Origin of the sequence: Synechococcus sp. CCY 9618, from assembly GCF_019038415.1 — a bacterium.
In the GTDB taxonomy this organism is placed as follows: Bacteria; Cyanobacteriota; Cyanobacteriia; order PCC-6307; family Cyanobiaceae; genus Cyanobium.
Genome location: NZ_JAFKRG010000003.1, coordinates 15,282 through 34,980, shown reverse-complemented (window position 1 = coordinate 34,980; position 19,699 = coordinate 15,282). Strand labels below are relative to the sequence as shown.

Here is a 19,699-nt window from a genome sequence, read left to right as displayed (position 1 = left end):
TCTAGCCGTCTGCGCCTCGATGCCCACCGGGTGCTTCAGGGGATCATCCCGCAGACGAACATCTTGTTCATCACCGGAGCGGAGATCTGATTGAAGAAGGCCTGGCGCATCCCGGAATCCCCGTTCAGCAGATCGAGCACGCGTTGCTCCTGGGACCCGCGCCTCTGGCCGCGGGCGGCCCACAGCTCTTCGCAGGTGGAGTTCTGATAGCGCTCGATGACCTTGGCGGCCACCAGGTTCACCACCGGGGACTGGGCCCGGACCGGGGCTGCGCTCGCCAGAACCACGGCGCCACCCAGACAGGCCATCAGGCGGAACGTCATGAAGGGCCAGGCAGAGGAGGGCGGCAAGTGTAGAACCGGCAATGAGCCGGAACCCCGCTCGTCACAGGCTCAGAAGACGTCGAGGGGCTCCAGGCTGGGCTCCTCGCCTGTCCCCGTGGGCACCTCCTCGGCCAGCCGCAGGGTCACAGGAGCCGCCCGGCGCCGGGCCGATTCACCGCAGCTGCGCGGGGTGGGGAAGATCTTGCCGGGGTTGGCCAGCCCCGCCGGGTCGAAGGCCTGCCGCACCAGGCCCATGGTGGCCAGGTCGTCGGGGGCGAACATCCAGTCGAGGTAGCAGCGCTTGTCACTGCCCACCCCGTGCTCGCCGGTGATGCTGCCGCCGGCGTCGATGCAGAGGCGCAGGATCTCGGCCCCCAGAGCCTGCACCCGCTCGGTGACGCCCGGCTGGTCGGCCCGGTACAGGATCAGGGGATGGAGATTGCCGTCGCCGGCGTGGAAGACGTTGGCGACCGGCAGCTCGTAGCGGCGGCTCAGCTCCTCGATGGCCGCCAGCACGCCGGGCAGGGCGCTGCGGGGCACCACGCCGTCCTGCACGTAATAGGTGGGGGTGATGCGGCCCACGGCGGCGAAGGCGGCCTTGCGGCCCTTCCACAGCAGGGCCCGGTCGGCCTCGCTGGAGGCCTGGCGGAGGGTACGGGCGCCGGCGCGGCGGCAGAGCTCACCGGTGATCTCCACCGCCGCGGCCACCTCCCGTTCCTGGCCGTCCAGCTCGATCAGCAGCACCGCCGCAGCGTCGCGGGGGTATTCGTCGCTGCCGAACAGGTCGTCGACGGCGTTGATCGTGAAGTTGTCCATGATCTCCATCCCCGCCGGCAGCACCCCGGCGGCGGTGACCAGACGCACCGCCTCGCCGGCCGCCTCCATGGCGCTGAAATCGGCCAGCAGCACCGCCACACTCTGGGGCGCCCGAAGAAGCCGCAGGGTGATGGCGGTGGCGATGCCCAGGGTGCCCTCGCTGCCGATGAACACCCCGCGCAGGTCCAGCTCGGGGGTTTCGGCCAGGCCGCTGCCCAGGGTGGTGACGGTGCCGTCAGGCAGCACCACCTCCATCGCCAGCACATGGTTGCTGGTGACCCCGTACTTGAGGCAGTGCACCCCGCCGGAGTTCTCGGCCACGTTGCCGCCGATGCTGCACACCACCTGGCTGGAGGGATCGGGGGCGTAGTAGAAGCCGTCGCCGGCCACGGCACGGGTGACCCAGGAGTTGATCACCCCCGGCTGCACGGTGATGCGCCGGTTGGCCAGATCGAGATCGAGGATCGAGCGCATCCGGGTGGTGGCGATCACCAGGGCGCCGTTTTCGGCCAGGGCGCCGCCGGAGAGGCCGGTGCCGCTGCCCCGGGCGACGAAGGGCACCCCTTCGGAGTGGCAGAGCCGCAGCAGGGCGGCCACCTGGTCGGTGGTTTCCGGCAGCACCACCAGCGATGGCTGGGCCCGGTGCAGGGTGAGGCCGTCGCAGTCGTAGGTGAGCAGTTCCTGGGGGGCCGCCACCACCGCGCGGGCCGGCAGCAGCCGGCGGCACTGGCGCTCCATCGCGGCCCAGTCGATCGTCACGGAGGCGGGCCGGCGGGCCGGAAAAGGGGTGGCATTGCTTCCGAACCTACCGAGCCGAAGCACCGTGGGACTCTTCTGGGTAAGGATGGGAGACGAATCCTTCCACCAACTGCGGAACCCGCCTTGAGTTCGGCCACCCCTTCAGCGCCCGTCTCGGCCCCTGCTCTCCTCACCACCCGCTCCGAGGAGATCTTCGCCGCCGCCCAGAAACTGATGCCGGGAGGCGTCAGTTCACCGGTGCGGGCGTTCAAATCGGTGGGCGGCCAGCCGATCGTCTTCGACCGGGTCAAGGGGGCCTACGCCTGGGACGTGGACGGCAACCGCTACATCGACTACGTGGGCAGCTGGGGGCCCGCCATCTGCGGCCACAGCCACCCCGAGGTGATCGCCGCTCTGCATGAGGCCCTGGAGAAGGGCACCAGCTTCGGCGCCCCCTGCCTGCTGGAGAACACCCTGGCGGAGCTGGTGATCGAGGCGGTGCCCTCGGTGGAGATGGTGCGCTTCGTCAACTCCGGCACCGAGGCCTGCATGGCCGTGCTGCGGCTGATGCGGGCCTTCACCGGCCGGGAGAAGCTGATCAAGTTCGAGGGCTGTTACCACGGCCACGCCGACATGTTCCTGGTCAAGGCCGGTTCCGGGGTGGCCACCCTGGGCCTGCCCGATTCCCCGGGCGTGCCCCGCTCCACCACCGCCAACACCCTCACCGCCCCCTACAACTGCCTGGAGTCGGTCAAGAAGCTGTTCGCCGACAACTCCGGCGAGATCGCCGGCGTGATCCTGGAGCCGGTGGTGGGCAACGCCGGCTTCATCACCCCCGAGCCCGGCTTCCTGGAGGGCCTGCGGGAACTCACCAAGGAGAACGGCGCCCTGCTGGTGTTCGACGAGGTGATGACCGGCTTCCGCATCAGCTACGGCGGCGCCCAGGCCCGTTTCGGGGTCACCCCGGATCTCACCACCATGGGCAAGGTGATCGGCGGCGGCCTGCCGGTGGGGGCCTACGGCGGCCGGGCCGACATCATGGGCATGGTGGCCCCGGCCGGGCCCGTCTATCAGGCCGGCACCCTGAGCGGCAACCCCCTGGCCATGACGGCCGGCATCAAGACGCTGCAGCTGCTCAAGCAGCCCGGCAGCTACGAGCGGCTCGAAACGATCACCCGCCGTCTCAGCGACGGCATCCTCGCCGCCGCCGCCGAAGCCGGCATCCCCTGCTGCGGCGGCAGCATCAGCGCCATGTTCGGCTTCTTCCTCTGCGAAGGGCCGGTGCACAACTTCGAGCAGGCCAAGGCCACCGACACGGCCCGCTTCGGCAAATTGCACCGGGCCATGCTGCAGCGCGGCGTCTACCTGGCCCCGAGCGCCTTCGAGGCCGGCTTCACCTCCCTGGCCCACAGCGACGCCGACATCGACGCCACCATCGCCGCCTTCCGCGACGTGTTCCTCTCGCTGGCGTGATCCCCGGCCGACTCCATCGGGCCGGCACCGGGCTGCTGGCCCTGGCCCTGCTGCTGGCGGGCTGCGGCGGCGACGGCGGCAAGCAGCCGATCAACCTGGCCGGCGGTGTGCCGGTGGGGGCCGTGCTGGCCCTCACCGGCAACGCCAATGTGTACGGGCAGGACCAGAAGATCGGCCTGGAGCTGGCCCTGAAGCAACGCAACGGGGTGGGCGGCATCAACGGCCGGCCCCTGAAGCTGGCGCTGGAGGACAGCGGCAGCGACGAACCGGGGGCCAACGCCGCCTTCACCCTGCAGATCAACAACGGCATGCTGGCCCTGATCGGCCCCACCCTCTCCCAGCAGGCCTTCTCCGCCGACCCGATCGCCCAGCGCCGCGGCGTGCCGGTGGTGGCCCCCTCCAACACGGCCACCGGCATCCCGGAGATCGGCTCCTTCATCAGCCGGGTGTCGGCCCAGAGCTCGGTGATCGCCCCCCTGGCGATCGAGGCGGCCCTCAAGCTCCAGCCAGGGCTGAAGCGGGCGGCGGTGTTCTACGCCCAGGACGACGCCTACAGCACCGCCGAAACGACGATCTTCCAGCAGACCCTCAAGGGCAGGGGTCTGGATCCGGTGACGGTGCAGCGCACCCAGCTCAACGACCAGGACTTCCAGAACCAGATCAGCGCCGCCCTGCGGGAACAACCCGATCTGATCGTGCTGTCGCTGCAGGCGGTGGACGGCGGCAACCTGATCCGCCAGCTGAGGGAGCTGGGCTACAGGGGCCTGATCGTGGCCGGCAACGGCATGAACACGCCCAACATCTATCCGATCTGCCAGAAGTACTGCGACGGGGTGCTGATCGGCCAGGCCTACAGCCCCGAGCTGGACACGCCGGCCAACAACGCCTTCCTCAAGGCCTTCCGGGCGGCCAAGGGCGGCGCTACCCCGCCCCAGCTCACCGCCCAGGCCTACACGGCCCTGCAGGTGGTCGCCGAGGCCCTGGTGCGCCTCGACAAGCGCCTGCCCCTGGCCGGCGCCAACCTGGTGGAGGCCAGAAAGGCGCTGATGGCCGAGATCCTGTCCGGCAGCTACGCCACCCCCCTGGGGGAGATCCGCTTCACGCCGGAGGGGGAGGTGATCCAGAGCCAGTTCTACGTGGCCCGGGTGCGGATGGATCCGGGCGGGCGCAGTGGGCGCTTCGCCCTGCTGAAGTAAGAGCCGGGTGGACCTGATCCAGATCCTGGTGAACGGTCTGTCGGTGGGGGCGGTCTACGGCCTGTTCGCCCTCGGCTACACGCTGGTGTTCTCGGTGCTGGGGGTGATCAACTTCGCCCACGGGGCCGTGTTCACCCTGGGGGCCTACTTCACCTACCTGCTGATCGGCGGGGCGGTGGGGGCCAACGGCCTGCTGGCCGGCTTTGCGCTGCCCTTCGCCCTGCCCTTCTGGGGCGCCCTGCCGCTGGCGGGGCTGGGGGCGGCCCTGGTGGCCCTGCTGGTGGAGCGGGTGGCCTTCCGGCCCCTGCGCCGGCGCCGGGCCGATCCCTTGCTGGCCCTGATCACCAGCCTGGGGGCCGGGGTGATCCTGGTGAACCTGATCCAGCTGCTGGTGGGGGCGGAGAGCTACGCCATCCCCACCGGCGCCCTGGGCGGCCTGCCGGCCTCCTTCCCGTTGCTGGGGGCCCGGGTGCGCACGGTGCAGGCCCTGCTGCTGGCGATCTCCCTGCTGCTGCTGGCCGTGCTCAGCCTGTGGCTGGAGGGCAGCCGCAACGGCAGGGGGCTGCAGGCGGTGGCGGAGGACGCCGAAACCGCCCAGCTGCTCGGCATCGACAGCACGGCGATGGTGCGCCTGGCCTTCGGCCTCAGCGGCTTCCTGGCCGGGGTGGCGGGGGGCCTGGTGGGGCTGAGCGTCAGCATCGCCGGGCCCTACTTCGGCATCGGCTACGGCCTCAAGGGCCTGGCGGTGCTGGTGCTGGGCGGGCTGGGCAGCGTGCCGGGGGCGGTGCTGGGCGGGCTGATCGTGGGCCTGGCCGAGGCCTGCGTGCCGGCCGAGGCCTCGGGCTGGAAGGATGCGGTGGGCTACGGCTTCCTGTTCCTGGTGCTGCTGGTGCGGCCCCGGGGGCTGCTGGGCCGGCCCCTGCCCACCAAGGTGTGAGGGCCATGGACGCCGGCCTGCTGGAACAGATGCTGCTGGGGGCCCTGCTGGCCCTGTCGGTGTACCTGCCGCTGCGCTGCGGCCAGCTGTCGCTGGCGACGCCGGGCTTCTATGCGGTGGGGGGCTACGTGGCCGCCCTGCTCTCCACCGGCGTTCCCGCCTTCGCTGGCACCGGCGCCACCTCGCCGCTGCCGGCCCTGCTGGTGGAGATGGTGCTGGCGGGGGCCCTGGCGGGGCTGATCGCCCTGGCGATCGGCGGGCCGGTGCTGCGGCTGCGGGGCATCTACCTGGCCATCGCCACCATCGCCCTGGTGGAGATCCTGCGGGTGATCAACCTCAACCTGCCCTTCACCGGCGGGGCCATGGGCATCTTCGGCATCCCCCAGCCCTTCGCGCAGCCGGAGGGCTATGTGGCCTTCACCCTGGCGCTGCTGGCCCTGGCCTGCTGGCTGTGCCAGCGGCTGGAGGCGCTGCGGCTGGGCCGGGCCATGGCCGCCATCCGCGACGACGAACTGGCGGCCGCCTGCGTGGGCATCGACACGCCGCACACCAAGCTGATCGCCTTCGTGGCCAGCGCCCTGCTGGCCGGGGTCACCGGCGCGGTGGCGGCCCACTTCTTCAATTCCTGGAACGCCCGGGCCGGCAGCTTCGACGCCAGCATCACCACCCTGGCCTTCGTGGTGTTCGGCGGCTCAAGGCTCTGGCCCGGGCCGGTGCTGGGGGGCCTGCTGCTCACCGCCCTGCCGGAGCTGCTACGGCCGGTGGGCGACCTGCGTCTGATCCTGTTCGGCGCCGTGATCCTGCTGGGGCCGCTGTTCTTTCCCCAGGGGCTGGTGACGGCGGAGCGGCTGCAGCGATTGCAGACCCTGGCCGCCCTGCTGCCCCGGCGCCGCGGCGCGCCCCTGGCCCCATGAGCCTGCTGCAGGTGGAGGGAGTCAGCTGCCGCTTCGGCGGCCTGCAGGCCCTGGCCGGGGTGAGCCTGGAGGTGCGGGAGGGGGAGATCTTCGGCCTGATCGGCCCCAACGGCGCCGGCAAGACCACCCTGTTCAACGTGATCTCCGGCCTCACCCGCCCCAGCGGCGGCCGCTGCCTCTGGCGGGGCCGGCCGATGCAGGGCATGGGGCCGGCGGCCATCAACCGGCTCGGCATCGCCCGGACCTTCCAGAACCTGCGCCTGTTCGAGAGCCTCACGGCGCTCGAGAACGTGCTGGTGGGGCTGCATCACGCCGCCGGGGCGCCGCTGCCGGGGGCCCTGCTGGGCAGCGGCAGCTTCCGGCGGCGCCAGGGGCGGCTGAAGGAGCAGGCGCTGGAGCTGCTGGAGCGGCTGGAGCTGGCCCCCCTGGCCGATCAGCGGGCCGGGGAGCTGGCCTACGGCGACCGGCGGCGGCTGGAGATCGCCCGGGCCCTGGCCACGGCCCCCCAACTGCTGCTGCTGGATGAACCCGCCGCCGGCATGAACCCGGCCGAGAAGGAGGAGCTGCGGCTGCTGATCGGCCGGATCCGCGACCACTTCGCCCTGAGCGTGCTGATCATCGAGCACCACGTGCCGCTGATGATGCAGCTCTGCGGCCGGCTGGCGGTGCTCAATTTCGGCGAACGGATCGCCCTGGGCAGCCCGGCGGAGGTGCGGCGCGACCCGCGGGTGATCGAGGCCTACCTGGGGGGGCAGCCGTGAGCGTGCCGCTGCTGGAGCTGCGCCGGCTGACGGTGCGCTACGGCGCCCTCACCGCCCTGCGGGGCATCGATCTGCAGGTGCAGCAAGGGGAGCTGGTGGCCCTGCTGGGGGCCAACGGCGCCGGCAAGAGCACCACCCTGCGGGCCATCTCCCGGCTGGTGCAGGCGGCGGCCGGCCAGGTGCTCTGGCGCGGCAAAGACCTGGCGGAGCTGGCCACCCACCGCACCGTGCGGCTGGGCATCGGCCACTGCCCGGAGGGCCGGCGGGTGCTGGCCCGCCAGAGCGTGGCCACCAACCTGGAGCTGGGCGCCTGGCTGCGGCGCGGCAGGGCCGCCATCGCCGCCGACCTGGAGCGCTGCTACGCCCTGTTCCCCCGCCTGGCCGACCGGCGCCAGCAGCTGGCGGGCAACCTCTCGGGGGGGGAGCAGCAGATGCTGGCCATCGCCAGGGCCCTGATGGGCCGGCCCACCCTGCTGCTGCTGGATGAACCCAGCCTGGGCCTGGCCCCGAAGCTGGTGGCCGAGGTGATGGCCGCCCTGGCGGCCCTGCACAAGGAGGGGCTGACGATGCTGCTGGTGGAGCAGAACGCCACCGCCGCTTTGGAGATCGCCGACCGCGGCCTGGTGCTCGAGGGCGGCAGCATGGCGATGGCGGGCCGCGCTGGAGCGCTGCTGGCCGACGCAGGCCTGCGGGCCACCTACCTGGGAGAGACATGCTGATGCCCCCCGCCCTGCTGATTCCGGTGATCCTCGGTGGCCTGCTGCTGGTGGCCCTGGGGATCCGCCGCGTTTACGGAAAGGTGTGGCTGTTCCGCACGATCTTCGAGACCGACACCCCCGCCGGCAAGAGCTTCGACGTGGTGCTGCTGGTGGCGATCGTGGTGAGCGTGGTGGCGGTGGTGGTCGAGAGCGACCCGGTGCTGCGGGTGCGCTACGACCGCCCGTTCGACGTGCTCGAGTGGTTCTTCACCCTGCTGTTCACGCTCGAATACCTGCTGCGGCTGCTGTGCGTGGGATCACCGCTGCGCTATGCCCGCAGCTTCTTCGGAGTGGTGGATCTGCTCTCGATCGTGCCCAGCTTCCTGGGGCTGCTGGTGAGCGGCGCCCACGTGTTCCTGGTGGTGCGGATGCTGCGGGTGATGCGGGTGTTCAGGGTGCTGAAGCTGGGCGAATACCTGCAGGAATCGAACCTGCTCTGGGACGCGATCGTGGCCGGCCGGCGCAAGATGTCGGTGTTCCTGCTGGCGATGATCACCCTGGTGACGGTGATCGGCTCGGTGATGTACGTGATCGAGGGTCCCGAGCAGGGCTTCAACAGCATCCCGGTGGGTATCTACTGGGCGATCGTGACGATCACCACCGTGGGCTACGGCGACGTGGCGCCGGTGACGCCCCTGGGCCGATTCCTGGCCTCGGTGGTGATGCTGCTGGGCTACAGCATCATCGCCGTGCCCACCGGCATCATCACCGCCGAGATCGGCCAGGCCAGCGCCCGCCAGCGGGAGGGTCTCCTGAAGCCCGCCGTGGTGTGCGGGAGCTGCCAGAGGGAGGGGCACGATCCGGATGCGCGCCACTGCAAGCACTGCGGGGCGGGCTTGTGAGGGGGCGCTGAACTCTGTACCACTTCCTGGACAACGGCGATGCAGGTGCTCAGCTTTTCCGAAGTCCGGGAGAGCTTCAAGGCGGTGCTCGACCGGGTCACGGCCGATGCCGATGTGACGGTGATCACCCGCCGCCACGGCCAGAGCGCCGTGGTGATGTCGCTGGAGCATGGGCTGATCGATCCCGATGCCTGAGCGGCTCGCCTGGGCGCCCGCCGCCTGGGAGGACTACGTGTATTGGCAAGGCCAGGACCGCAAACAGCTCCGGCGCATCAACCAGCTGATCCAGGCCTGTCTGCGGGATCCGTTCAGCGGCATCGGCAAACCCGAACCGCTGCGGGAGAACCTCTCCGGCTGCTGGTCAAGCCGCATCGACGACACCCACCGGCTGGTTTATCGGGTTGACGGGCCGCTGCTGGTGATCCTGGCTTGCCGGTATCACGACGGGCGTTGAATCGGCTGGCCCTATCCAGGTGCCAGTTCAGCTGATCTGATGTGAGCAACCCGTGCGCAGTTAAGACGCCTGGAAACCTGAGAAAGCGCGCGCAGAAGTCCTCAGCGTGCGCGGCAGCGCAAGGGCGCTGCAAGCCGACCAACCGCAGGAGACGGGACGCCTGGGGGCATTGGTTTCAGTGAGCGCTGCGCCTGGCCCTTGCCACTGGTCGCGCTTGCGCTTGCTGTCCTGCGCGCCTGCCAACCGTGGCTGTTCCTTCCCCATCCTTGTCCACCTCCACGCCCAAAGACACACCCGGCACCAAGACCTCCCCCGAGGAAAAGCTGGTGGCCTCCCTGATCACCCTGCTGGAGGCGGGCACCACCCCCTGGCGGCGGGAGTGGGAGGCCGCCGCTGGCGGTCACCACGTGAACCTGCTCTCCGGCCGCCGCTACCGCGGTGCCAATCCGGTGCTGCTGACCCTGGGCCTGCACCTGCGGGGTTCATCGCTGCCCTACTGGTGCGGCTTTGCCGAGGCCAAGGCGCTGGGGATCTTTCCCCGCAAGGGCAGCAGGGCCGTGCATGTGCTGCGGCCCCAGGTGCATCAGCAGAGCGAAGGCCGGCTTGCCGAGGCGGCTCCGGCCGATGGGGCGTGCCACCGCTGGGTGAGCTACCGGCCGGTGGCGGTGTTCAATGCCGCCGATCTGGAAGGCCAGGCGCTGGAGGGGCTGCTCCAGAAACGCCGGCAGGCCGAGGGGGTGAGCCGGCGGCCGGAGCCCGAGCGGCTGGCAGCCGCAGAAGCTGTCCTCAGCCACTGGGGGGTGCCCGTCAACTTCGCTGGAGATCGAGCCTGCTATCTGCCGGTGCCCGATCGCATTCAGCTGCCCGATCGCTCCGGCTTCCATTCAGCCGCGGCCCTCTATGCCACCTGGGCCCATGAGGCGATCCACTCCTGTGGCCACAGCTCCCGGCTGGCCCGCGATCTTTCCGGCGGCATGGGCGTCGAAGGCGATGGCGGCATGGCCTATGCCCGCGAGGAGCTCGTCGCCGAGCTGGGGGCGGTGCTGGTCGGTGATCGCCTGGAGATCGGCAGTGCCATGGCCAACCACGCCGCCTATCTGGGCCACTGGATCGCCCTGCTGCGCGACTCGCCCCGGGTGCTGCTGCAGGTGCTCAGCGATGCCCGCAAGGCTGCCGATCTGATCTGCCCCGAAGACTCGGAAGCGGTAAGGAGCTGAGGGGGAATTCGGGCGGGTAGGCAGAGGTGAGGGTGCTCAGCACCATCTTTCCAGCGATTTGGTGGGGCAGATCGGAGTGACGTGCTGCGGTTCAGGCCGCCTCCAGCCCCAGATGCGTCACGAACGGCTGGAAGTCGCGATCGGAAAACAGCAACGGCAGGTGGGCCTCAATGCAGGCGGTGGCGATGATCACGTCGATCGTCTTGCGCACCGTCAGCCCCTTTTTTCGCAGCGTCCGATAGTTCTCCGCAGCCCGGTAAGCATGGCGGCGGCCCAGCATCTCGATCACCGCCATCGAGCCGAACAGCTGTGTTGCCCTGGCGGCGTCACCGTCGTTTCGGAAGCCCTGCAACACTTCCACCAGGATCAGATCGCCCACCGCCACGGGCCTGATGCCGAGCAGTCCATCAAGCCGTTCCACTTCAGGGGTGGCGATGCCGTTGAAGAAGTCGACCCAGACCGAGGAATCGACGACGATCACCGGCCCTCACCGCCGAGCGGAGACTTACTGCCATCAGAGCGATCAAGCCGCAGCGCCTCGAGATCACCCTCCCAGCGGAGCTTGCCGCGGAAGGCACGCAGGCCCTCCTGCTGCTTGAGCTCCACCAGGGTGCGCAGACCCAACTCCACGGCTTCCCGCTTGGTGCGGGCACCGCTGGCCTGCATCGCATCCTTCATCAGGCCGTCGTCAATGACGATGTTGGTGCGGGTGGCTGGATGGGTGCCCATGGTGGTCCTTGGCAAGGGGGTGGCCCAAAGGCCTTCCCCGATACGCACACTTTAGCCCTGGCATACACATCGGGATCAGCCTGGCCCCCGCTGAAGGCCCCCTGTTCCCAGCTCCCCATCCCACCGGCCCATCCCGCGATGCGCGCAGTCCTGGTCCGATCCGCCCTCGCCCCCCTGTTGCTGGCCACCCTGATCAGCTGCGGCACGACACCGGCCCTCGGCTCCCTGGGCCAGGACCTCGCCTACGGCCAGGACCGGCTGCAGCGCCTCAGCTTCTGGGGCGCCGCCAGCGAGGCCGGCCGTCCCGCGCCGCTGATCCTGTTCGTGCACGGCGGCGGCTGGAAGCGCGGCGACCGGGCCACGGCCACCGGCAGGGCCAAGGTGTCCCACTTCCGGGCCCGGGGCTACGCCTTCGCCACCATGAACTACCGCCTGGTGCCGGCCGCCACGGTGGAGCAGCAGGCCGCCGACGTGGCCAGCGCCCTGGCCTGGCTGATCCGCCACGCCGGCCGGCTGGGCATCGATCCGCGGCGCATCGTGCTGATGGGCCACAGCGCCGGGGCGCATCTGGTCGCCCTGGTGGGCACCGATCCCGCCTACCTGCGCTCGGTGGGTCTGACACAGGGCGCCGTGGCCGGCGTGGTGCCCATCGACGGCGCCGCCTACGACGTGCCGGCCCAGCTGCGGTTGGCCGGCCCCCTGATGCAGCAGACGTACGCCCAGGCCTTCGGCAACGACCCCCTGCGCCAGCGGGCCCTCTCCCCCACCTGGCAGGCGGCCGCACCCAATGCCCCCGCCTTCCTGCTTCTCCATGTGCAGCGTCTCGACGCCAGGAGCCAGACGCGCGACCTGGCCAGGGCGCTGCAGCGGGCCGGCACCCCTGTGGAAGTCGCCGGCTTCGCTGGCACCGGGCTGGCGGGGCACATGGCCATCAACCGCCAGCTGGGCCAGCCCGACGACCCCGCGACGCGGGTGGTGGACGGCTGGCTGAGGAGCCTCTTCCTGCGTTGACGGCCGGTGGGGTGAACGCGAACGCAACCACCACTACCGAAGTCGACCCGCTGAACTGGATACCTTGAAAGGCCGTGGAGGCGGCCCATGGCACCGGAACGCTTCTTCCTCGAACTCGATCCCCCCTCCGAAGCGATGCGGGAGTGGCCCCATGTGGTGATCGTGGGCGGCGGCTTCGCCGGGCTCAAGGTCTGCCATGCCCTGGCGCGCAAGCCGGTGCGGGTGACGCTGATCGACAAGCGCAACTTCAACCTCTTCCAGCCGCTCCTCTATCAGGTGGCCTCGGGGCTGGTGTCGGAGGCCGACGTGGCCTCGCCCCTGCGCCAGATGGTCGGCCAGGCCCCCAACATCCAGATCCTGCTCGGCGAGGTGGTCGACATTGACCCAGCCGCAAAGGAAGTGGTGTTCAACGACCACCGCTACGGCTACGACCACCTGATCCTGGCCAGCGGCTCGGGCAGCACCTACTTCGGCCATGAGGAATGGCGGCCCCTGGCGCCGCCGATGAAGATCCTCGAGCACGCCGACGAGATCCGCCGCCGGCTGCTGATGGCCCTGGAGGAGGCCGAGCAGACCCGCGACCCCGAGCGGCGCCGCTTCCTGCAGTCGGTGGTGGTGGTGGGGGCCGGCCCGGCCGGCTGCGAGCTGGCCGGTTCCCTGATCGAGCTGATGCACCGCGCCATCCGCCGCGACTTCAAGCAGCTCGACCACCATCTCTGCCGCGTGGTGCTGGTGGATGCGGTGGAGCGGGTGCTGCCCACCATGCACCCGAAGCTCTCCGCCGCCGCCGCCGGTCACCTGGAGCGGGCCGGGGTGACGCTGGTGATGCGCTCGATGGTGAAGGGCATCGCCCCCGGCCGGGTGGCCCTCGACGGTCCTGAAGGCCACCGGGAGCTGCAGGCCGCCACCATCTGCTGGACCGCCGGCGTGCGCGCCTCCCGCCTCGGCGCCCTGCTGGCCGAGCGCACCGGGGCCCCGGTGGACCGGGGCGGGAGGCTGCTGGTGGAGCCCGACTTCTCGATCCCCGGCCACCCGGAGATCCGTGCCGTCGGCGACCTCTGCGCCTACCTGCACACCGCCGACGGCCGGCCCCTCCCCGGCATGGCGGGGCCGGCGGTGCAGATGGGCGCCTGGGTGGCGGCCTCGATCCTGAACCAGAACGGCAGCCTGGCCCCTTTCCGCTTCACCGACCTGGGCAGCATGGCGGTGATCGGCCCCTTCTATGCCGTCGCCGACCTGCGCGGCCTGCACGTCAGCGGCCTGGCTGGCTGGGTGCTGTGGGCCCTGGCCCACCTGGCCTTCATCCCCGACACGGAGAACCGCATCACCCTGTTCACCAAGTGGATGTGGCAGATCGCCACCCGCCAGCGCACCGCCCTGCTGATCACCGGCCGGCCCGACCAGCACCTGGGCGTCGATGTGGGCCTCTACCGGGCCCAGCTGCATCCGCCGGAGCCCGCCGCAGCCCCCGCGGGCGAGGTGGAGCCGGCAGACAACGACCTGCCGCTGGCCGCCTGAGCCCACCGGTCCGCCCAGCAGATTTCTGTTGCATCCAGCAGCGGCAGGGTCGTGGCCTCTGGGCCGGCGCCCGGGATCCACTCTCAAGCAGGGAGCTGCGACAGGATCTTGATCGCATCGTTCCGAGAGTCGCCTGATGGCCTCCAGCGGCGAGCTTGCTGATGATCCACCGATGGGTCAACAAACGACGGGCCCAATCAACCGCCGCCGTCCCCCGAAGGCGGCGCCGTGGCCCCCTCCCCATCAGGTCCCTCCGCCCCAGGCCCCGCCGCCGCCGCCTCGGCGGCCTCCTGCCGGTCGAGGCAGGTGGAGCAGAGCATCTGGCCCTTCTGCTGGAGGTAGCTGCGGGTGGCGCGTTCGATCTGAACGCCGCAGCTGGAACAGGCGAAAAGGGGCGGCATCGGTCGCTGCGGTTGCCCCACCGTTAGCGAACCGGCGACGCTGGCGGCGTGTCCATCCCGACGGGGTGTCGAACCAGAGGGGGGGCTGAACCGGGCCTGCGCCGATAGCGTTCGCCCAGACGGGCAGCTCCCATGGCCAAGGAACGCTTCTTCCTCGAGCTCACCCCTCCCGATGCCAGCCTGCGCCAGCTGCCCCATGTGGTGATCGTGGGCGGCGGCTTCGCCGGCCTCAAGGCGGCCCACAGCCTGATCGGCAAGCCGGTCCGCGTCACCCTGATCGACAAGCGCAACTTCAACCTCTTTCAGCCGCTCCTCTATCAGGTGGCCTCGGGGCTGGTGTCGGAGGCGGACGTGGCCTCGCCCCTGCGCCAGATGGTGGGCCAGGCCCCCAACATCCAGATCCTGCTCGGCGAGGTGGTCGACATCGACCCGGCAGCCCGGGAGGTGGTGTTCAACGACCGGCACCTGGCCTTCGATCACCTGATCCTGGCCACGGGCTCGGGCAGCACCTACTTCGGCCACGAGGAATGGCGTGAGCACGCTCCGCCGATGAAGATCCTCGAACACGCCGATGAGGTGCGCCGCCGGCTGCTGACGGCCCTGGAGGAGGCCGAGCAGACCCCCGATCCGGCCCGCCGCCGCCACCTGCAGGCTGTGGTGGTGGTGGGGGGCGGCCCCTCGGGCTGCGAACTGGCCGGCTCGGTGAACGAGATGCTGCGCCATGCCGTGGCCCGCGACTTCAAGCAGCTGGATCCGGCCGACTGCCGGGTCACCCTGGTGGATCCGGGCGAGCGGCTGCTGCGGGCCATGCACCCCAGCCTCTCGGAGGCCGCCGCCCGCTACCTGCGCTCCCGCGGCGTGCAGCTGCTGCTGGGCGGGCGGGTGAAGGCCATCGCCGCGGGGCGGGTCACGGTGGGCGTCGCCGACGGCGAGCAGACCCTGGAGGCGGCCACCCTCTGCTGGACCGCCGGGGTGCGCGCCTCCCACCTGGGCAAGCTGCTGGCCGAGCGCACCGGGGCACCGGTGGACCGGGGCGGGCGGCTGATCGTCGCGCCCGATTTCTCCCTCCCCGGCCACCCCGCCATCCGGGTGGTGGGCGACCTCTGCTCCTACGGCCACACCGCCGACGGCAAATCCCTGCCCGGCATGGCCGGCCCGGCGGTGCAGATGGGCGGCTGGGTGGCCGCCGACATTCTCGCCGGCATCGAAAGCCGGCCCCACGCCCCCTTCCGCTGGACCGACTTCGGCAGCATGGCCGTGATCGGTCCCCTCTGCGCCGTGGCCGACCTGCGCGGCCTGCGGGTGAGCGGCCCGCTCGGCTGGCTGCTCTGGGGCCTCGCCCACCTGGCCTTCATGCCCGCCACCGAGAACCGGCTCAGCCTGCTGACCAAATGGCTGTGGGCGATCGTCACCCAGCAGCGTGCCTCGCTGCTGATCACCGGCCGCCCCGACCAGCACATGGGGGTGGAGGTGGGTCTGGAGCGGCTCGAGCTGGCTCCTCCGCCTGCTTCGTCAGCCGGCTGATCAGCACCCCCATCACCACGGCGATGTAGAGGGGCCCGGCCACACTCAGGGCCACGCTGGCCATTTTGGTGGGAGCCGACACCGGCAGGATGTCGCCATAGCCCACGGTGGTGAGGCTGACGAAGGCGAAATAGTTGATGTTGATGAAATCGATCCGCCAGACCTCCCGACTCAGCAGCGAATCGCTCACCGCCGGTGGGGCCAGGGAGCCCACTTGGTGGGTGCTGATGAACCCGGGCGGGTCCACCGTGGCCAGCACGCTCAGCAACAGGCCGCCGCTGATGCCCAGCAGCAGGTAGCCCGCCAGGGCCCCGGCCACCACCTGGCCCACCACCCGCCGCTCCCGCCCCAGGCACTGCACCAGCCGCTTGAGGCTCCAGCCGGTGAACAGGCTGAACAGCACCAGCAGGGGCAGGCCGCTGAAGCGGACGTTCACCGGGGTGAACAGCCAGATCAGCTGGGCTCCCAGGCAGGCGAAGCCCAGCAGCCGGTAGAGCAGGTCGAGCAGGTGCCGGGAGCGGTGGGACCAGCTGAGCACCCCACCGAGTTCGACGCAGAGCAGCAGGGTGAGCAGCACATGGCCCAGGAACGACAGCCGTCCCCAGGCCGCTGGCATGGCATAGCCCCCCATCACCCCCACGGTGATCAGCAGCAGCGCGACATAGAAGCGGTGCCGCCGCTGCTGCAGGCGGTCGTGGGGGAGACCGTCGTGGCGGGAGGCCGGGGGCATCAGAGCCCGGGGCTGCTCTGCATGATGCCGCCGTCGGCAAAGATGGTGGTCGCGGTGATGTAGCTGGCCGCATCACTGGCCAGGAACCCCACCACCGCGGCGATCTCCTCCGGCTGGGCCATGCGTCCCAGGGGGATGGCGGCGTTCAGCTGGGCCAGCAGCTTCGGGTCGTTCATGGTGGCATCGTTGATCGGGGTGGCCACCGCCCCGGGGCCCACGTTCACCACGGTGACGCCATGGGGGGCCAGCTCCACCCCGGCGGTGCGGGTGAGCATGCGCATGCCCCCCTTGGACAGGCAGTAGGGGGTGTTGTTGGGCATCGGCCAGTCCTCGTGCACCGAGGAGATGTTGATGACGCGTCCGCCGCCGCCCTGGGAGATCATCTGCCTGGCGGCGTACTGGGTGGAGAAGAACACCCCCCGCAGGTTCACATTCAGCACCTTGTCGTAGTCCTCGGGCGTGGTGTCAAGGATGGAGGTGCGGGTTTCGACGCCGGCGTTGTTCACCATCACATCGAGCCGGCCATACCTCGTCACCGCCGCCTGGATCAGGCGCTGCAGATCCTCAAGCTTCGAGACATCGGCCTGCACCCCGAAGCTGCAACCCCCGTAGGCGCCGATCTGCTCCTCCAGATCCTCGGTGGCCTCCGGGTTGGAGCGGTAGTCGATCACCACCTTGGCGCCAAGCTGGGCCAGCTGCTCCACGATCGCCTTGCCGATGCCGCTGTTGCCGCCGGTGACGATCGCCACCTTCCCGGCCAGGAAACTGGACAGGGCCTTGCCGGCCAGGGGATTCACTGCGGTCATCGGTTCCTGGCGTCTGGCCGCAGGGTATCAACGCTGAACCGCCCTGCCGACAGAGCCGCCGGCCGTAACTAACTTGCGGCCATGAGCGACACCTCCAGCACGGGAGCCCCGCCCAGCGGCACCCCGACCGCCTACTGGCACCTGTGGACCGACGACGGGGGCATCAGCCGCCAGGACCTCACCCCCCTGGGCGCCATGACCCGGGCGGCCCTGAACCCCGGCGTCGCCTCCCAGTGGAATCTGGATCTGGTGGCCGACGGCAACGCCTTCCTCACCGTGCTGCCGGTGGGCTGGCTCGGCGAATGGCACGAGAACACCGTGCCTAAATGGATCTTCGTGCTGAGCGGCAGCTGGTTCGTGAAGAGCATGGACGGCCACCGGCAGGTCTTCGGCCCGGGCAGCTTCAGCTTCGGCGGCGACCAGGACACGGTGCCCACGGCGGATGGGCGTTTCGGCCATCTCTCCGGCCAGGTGGGGGATGAGCCCTGTGTTCAGCTGATCCTGCAGCGCAACGGTGACGGCTGGCGCGGGGCACGCCCCGGCGCGTTCTCCTGATGGCCCGCACCGTCAGCCACGACCCGCGCTTCGACGGCCTGGTGCTGTTCAACGCCGAACTGGAGACCATCGCCGACGGGCTGCGCTGGTGCGAAGGACCGGTCTGGTTCGCCGACCACGGCTGCCTGCTGTTCAACGACATCCCCAACAACCGCACCCTGCGCTGGAGCGAGGCCGGCGGCGTGAGCGTGTTCCGCCCCAGCAGCGACTACGCCAACGGCCAGTGCCGCGACCTGCAGGGCCGCCTGATCAGCTGCCATCACCGCTCCCGCAGCCTCACCCGGCTGGAGATCGACGGCAGCCTCACCACCCTGGTGAGCCGGGCCGACGGCCAGCGGCTCAATTCCCCCAATGACGTGGTGGTGAAGTCGGACGGGAGCCTCTGGTTCACCGATCCCCTCTACGGCATCGCCACCGACTACGAGGGCGGCCGCCAGGACTCTGAGCAGCCGGCCGCCGTCTACCGCCTCGATCCGGCCTCCGGTGAACTGGAGCGGGTGGTGAGCGACATGGCCGGCCCCAACGGCCTCGCCTTCTCCCCCGATGAACGGCGGCTCTACCTGGTGGAGACCGGCGCGGTGGGGGATCCGGCCCCGGATCGCCACATCCGCGTCTTCGACGTGGGGGCCGACGGCCGCAGCCTCAGCGGCGGCGGCGTCTTCCACCGCATCGAGCCCGGCTGGGCCGACGGCCTGCGGGTGGACGAGCAGGGCAACGTCTGGAGCAGCGCCGGCGACGGTGTCCACTGCCTCGCCCCGGACGGCACCCTGCTGGGCCGGGTGCTGGTGCCCTCCCTGGTGGCCAACCTCTGTTTCGGAGGGGCCTTCCGCAATCGGCTGTTCATCTGCGCGGCCCCGGCCGTCTACGCCCTGTACGTGAACACCCGCGGCGTCCAGCTGCCCTGAACACCCCAGCCCCTGATGCCGCCAGCCCCCACCGTTCCCGTGATCGAGAGCGTCGGCTTCACCACGACCGATGCCGAGGCCGCCGCTGCCTTCTTCCGCCGGGAGCTGGGCTTCCAGGCCGAGGGGGGCGCGATCCTGGTGCCCCCTGGTCCCTACACCCAGCTGGTGGGTCTGCCCGGAGCACGGCTGAAGCTGGTGCACCTGCGGCTGGGCAGTGAACGGCTGGAGCTCAGTGAGGTGCTGGATCCAGGGCGGGGAGCCCGCGCAGGGCGGCCCCTGCCCGCCGAGTCCCGCAGCTGCGACCGCTGGTTCCAGCACATCTGCGTGGTGGTGGACGCCATGGAGGCGGCGTCCACCGGGGTGCGACGCCGTATCGCCGGCGGGGCGCTGGTGGCCATCTCCAGCGCCCCCCAGCGGCTGCCGGCCTGGAACCGGGCGGCGGCCGGCATCGAGGCCTTCAAGTTCCACGATCCCGAGGGCCATCCGATCGAGCTGCTGCAGTTCCCCGCCGACAAAGGGGATCCCCGCTGGCACCGGCTGCCGGGCCGCTTCAAGGGCCTCGACCACAGCGCCATCGCCGTGGCCGACACGGCCCGCACCGCCCGGTTCTATGGGAATCTGCTCGGCTTCCACCAGGCAGCCGACGGGATCAACCAAGGGCCGGAGCAGGAGCGGCTCGATGGCCTGCCGAATGTCCAGGTGAGAATCACCGCCCACCGGGCCGCCCGGGGGATGGGCCTGGAGGCGCTGGAGTACCTGGCCCCCAATCGCGGCCGGCCCATGCCCGCCGACCTGGGCTTCCAGGATCTGGCCCACTGGCAGGTGCGGGTGCGGGTCGACGATCTCGATGGGGTGGCCGAGCAGGTGAGCAGTTTCGGCGGCACCGTGCTCTCGCCGGGCATCGTGTCCCTGGCGGAACCCTGGCTGGAGGCCGGCCGGGCCCTGCAGATCGCCGATCCCGACGGCCACCGTCTCCAGCTTGTTGCCGCCCCCTGATCGGCCCCCAGGGGAGATTCAGGCCAGGCGTGTTGTGGGGAAGGAAGACCGGCTCGATACTGGAGCCAGTCGCACGGATCCCAATGGCCCTCCGC

23 protein-coding genes are annotated in these 19,699 nt (G+C 70.6%); 16 read left to right on the top strand and 7 right to left on the bottom strand.

Going from position 1 to position 19,699, the window contains the following annotated elements; all coding sequences use genetic code 11:
* Positions 1–35: 35 nt before the first annotated feature.
* A complete protein-coding gene (locus tag KUG41_RS00500; protein ID WP_216900003.1) occupies positions 36–323 on the bottom strand; it encodes a hypothetical protein in 288 nt (95 codons plus the stop codon).
* Between the two features lie 69 nt (positions 324–392).
* Positions 393–1,877: an FAD-linked oxidase C-terminal domain-containing protein gene (locus tag KUG41_RS00495; protein WP_254216684.1), complete on the bottom strand. Its 1,485-nt coding sequence runs from the start codon at positions 1,875–1,877 to the stop codon at positions 393–395.
* A 144-nt stretch (positions 1,878–2,021) separates the two neighbouring features.
* On the opposite strand from KUG41_RS00495, the gene hemL reads away from it, so the two are divergent.
* The 10 genes from hemL (at position 2,022) to KUG41_RS00445 (ending at position 10,429) form a co-directional block, all read left to right on the top strand.
* Positions 2,022–3,350 carry a glutamate-1-semialdehyde 2,1-aminomutase gene (gene hemL / locus KUG41_RS00490; RefSeq protein WP_216899999.1) on the top strand — a complete coding sequence of 443 codons (1,329 nt, stop codon included), beginning with the start codon at positions 2,022–2,024 and terminating at the stop codon, positions 3,348–3,350.
* Entirely contained in the window at positions 3,347–4,546 is a 1,200-nt protein-coding gene (locus KUG41_RS00485) for an ABC transporter substrate-binding protein (protein WP_216899997.1), read from the top strand. Before hemL ends, KUG41_RS00485 begins: the two co-directional genes overlap by 4 nt.
* 7 nt (positions 4,547–4,553) lie before the next feature.
* Positions 4,554–5,483 (top strand): branched-chain amino acid ABC transporter permease, encoded by a 930-nt coding sequence (locus KUG41_RS00480; protein ID WP_216899995.1) that lies wholly within the window; start codon positions 4,554–4,556, stop codon positions 5,481–5,483.
* A 5-nt stretch (positions 5,484–5,488) separates the two neighbouring features.
* On the top strand, positions 5,489–6,397 hold the full coding sequence (locus KUG41_RS00475; protein WP_216899993.1) for a branched-chain amino acid ABC transporter permease: 909 nt from the start codon (positions 5,489–5,491) through the stop codon (positions 6,395–6,397).
* Entirely contained in the window at positions 6,394–7,158 is a 765-nt protein-coding gene (locus KUG41_RS00470; protein WP_216899991.1) for an ABC transporter ATP-binding protein, read from the top strand. The genes KUG41_RS00475 and KUG41_RS00470 overlap by 4 nt, the downstream gene beginning before the upstream one ends.
* Complete coding sequence (locus tag KUG41_RS00465) at positions 7,155–7,877, top strand: ABC transporter ATP-binding protein (protein WP_216899989.1); 723 nt, start codon at positions 7,155–7,157, stop codon at positions 7,875–7,877. The genes KUG41_RS00470 and KUG41_RS00465 overlap by 4 nt, the downstream gene beginning before the upstream one ends.
* Positions 7,871–8,758, top strand: a complete 888-nt coding sequence (locus tag KUG41_RS00460) for an ion transporter (RefSeq protein WP_254216679.1) — start codon at positions 7,871–7,873, stop codon at positions 8,756–8,758. Before KUG41_RS00465 ends, KUG41_RS00460 begins: the two co-directional genes overlap by 7 nt.
* A gap of 39 nt (positions 8,759–8,797) precedes the next feature.
* Positions 8,798–8,953 carry a type II toxin-antitoxin system Phd/YefM family antitoxin gene (locus KUG41_RS00455; protein WP_216899987.1) on the top strand — a complete coding sequence of 52 codons (156 nt, stop codon included), beginning with the start codon at positions 8,798–8,800 and terminating at the stop codon, positions 8,951–8,953.
* Positions 8,946–9,212, top strand: coding sequence for a Txe/YoeB family addiction module toxin (locus KUG41_RS00450; protein ID WP_216899985.1), 267 nt, complete (start codon positions 8,946–8,948; stop codon positions 9,210–9,212). Before KUG41_RS00455 ends, KUG41_RS00450 begins: the two co-directional genes overlap by 8 nt.
* A 266-nt stretch (positions 9,213–9,478) precedes the next feature.
* The gene (locus KUG41_RS00445) at positions 9,479–10,429 is read left to right on the top strand and encodes an ArdC family protein (protein WP_254216678.1); all 951 of its coding nucleotides are present in this window, start codon (positions 9,479–9,481) and stop codon (positions 10,427–10,429) included.
* 91 nt (positions 10,430–10,520) lie between these two features.
* Here the strand turns inward: KUG41_RS00445 and KUG41_RS00440 are convergent, their stop codons facing one another.
* On the bottom strand, positions 10,521–10,910 hold the full coding sequence (locus KUG41_RS00440) for a PIN domain nuclease (protein ID WP_216899983.1): 390 nt from the start codon (positions 10,908–10,910) through the stop codon (positions 10,521–10,523).
* On the bottom strand, positions 10,907–11,158 hold the full coding sequence (locus KUG41_RS00435; protein WP_216899981.1) for a type II toxin-antitoxin system VapB family antitoxin: 252 nt from the start codon (positions 11,156–11,158) through the stop codon (positions 10,907–10,909). The genes KUG41_RS00440 and KUG41_RS00435 overlap by 4 nt, the downstream gene beginning before the upstream one ends.
* Positions 11,159–11,296: 138 nt before the next feature.
* On the opposite strand from KUG41_RS00435, the gene KUG41_RS00430 reads away from it, so the two are divergent.
* The gene (locus KUG41_RS00430; RefSeq protein WP_216899979.1) at positions 11,297–12,169 is read left to right on the top strand and encodes an alpha/beta hydrolase; all 873 of its coding nucleotides are present in this window, start codon (positions 11,297–11,299) and stop codon (positions 12,167–12,169) included.
* Between the two features lie 87 nt (positions 12,170–12,256).
* A complete protein-coding gene (locus tag KUG41_RS00425) occupies positions 12,257–13,687 on the top strand; it encodes an NAD(P)/FAD-dependent oxidoreductase (protein ID WP_216899977.1) in 1,431 nt (476 codons plus the stop codon).
* A gap of 197 nt (positions 13,688–13,884) precedes the next feature.
* Here the strand turns inward: KUG41_RS00425 and KUG41_RS00420 are convergent, their stop codons facing one another.
* Positions 13,885–14,088 carry a hypothetical protein gene (locus KUG41_RS00420; RefSeq protein ID WP_216899975.1) on the bottom strand — a complete coding sequence of 68 codons (204 nt, stop codon included), beginning with the start codon at positions 14,086–14,088 and terminating at the stop codon, positions 13,885–13,887.
* A 132-nt stretch (positions 14,089–14,220) separates the two neighbouring features.
* Between KUG41_RS00420 and KUG41_RS00415 the strand changes: the two genes are divergently transcribed.
* On the top strand, positions 14,221–15,612 hold the full coding sequence (locus KUG41_RS00415) for an NAD(P)/FAD-dependent oxidoreductase (RefSeq protein ID WP_216899973.1): 1,392 nt from the start codon (positions 14,221–14,223) through the stop codon (positions 15,610–15,612).
* Here the strand turns inward: KUG41_RS00415 and KUG41_RS00410 are convergent.
* Positions 15,524–16,342 (bottom strand): potassium channel family protein, encoded by an 819-nt coding sequence (locus KUG41_RS00410; protein WP_216899971.1) that lies wholly within the window; start codon positions 16,340–16,342, stop codon positions 15,524–15,526. The two genes, KUG41_RS00415 and KUG41_RS00410, sit on opposite strands and share 89 nt — an antisense overlap.
* Complete coding sequence (locus KUG41_RS00405; protein ID WP_216899969.1) at positions 16,342–17,148, bottom strand: SDR family NAD(P)-dependent oxidoreductase; 807 nt, start codon at positions 17,146–17,148, stop codon at positions 16,342–16,344. The genes KUG41_RS00410 and KUG41_RS00405 overlap by 1 nt, the downstream gene beginning before the upstream one ends.
* An 81-nt stretch (positions 17,149–17,229) precedes the next feature.
* Here KUG41_RS00405 and KUG41_RS00400 point away from each other — a divergent pair, with 81 nt between their 5' ends.
* Genes KUG41_RS00400 through KUG41_RS00390 form a run of 3 tightly spaced genes read left to right on the top strand, consistent with a single transcriptional unit; the run spans position 17,230 to position 19,604 of the window.
* A complete protein-coding gene (locus KUG41_RS00400) occupies positions 17,230–17,703 on the top strand; it encodes a cupin domain-containing protein (protein WP_216899967.1) in 474 nt (157 codons plus the stop codon).
* Positions 17,703–18,608, top strand: coding sequence for an SMP-30/gluconolactonase/LRE family protein (locus KUG41_RS00395; protein WP_216899965.1), 906 nt, complete (start codon positions 17,703–17,705; stop codon positions 18,606–18,608). Before KUG41_RS00400 ends, KUG41_RS00395 begins: the two co-directional genes overlap by 1 nt.
* Positions 18,609–18,623: 15 nt before the next feature.
* Positions 18,624–19,604: a VOC family protein gene (locus KUG41_RS00390; RefSeq protein WP_216899963.1), complete on the top strand. Its 981-nt coding sequence runs from the start codon at positions 18,624–18,626 to the stop codon at positions 19,602–19,604.
* Positions 19,605–19,699 lie beyond the last annotated feature (95 nt).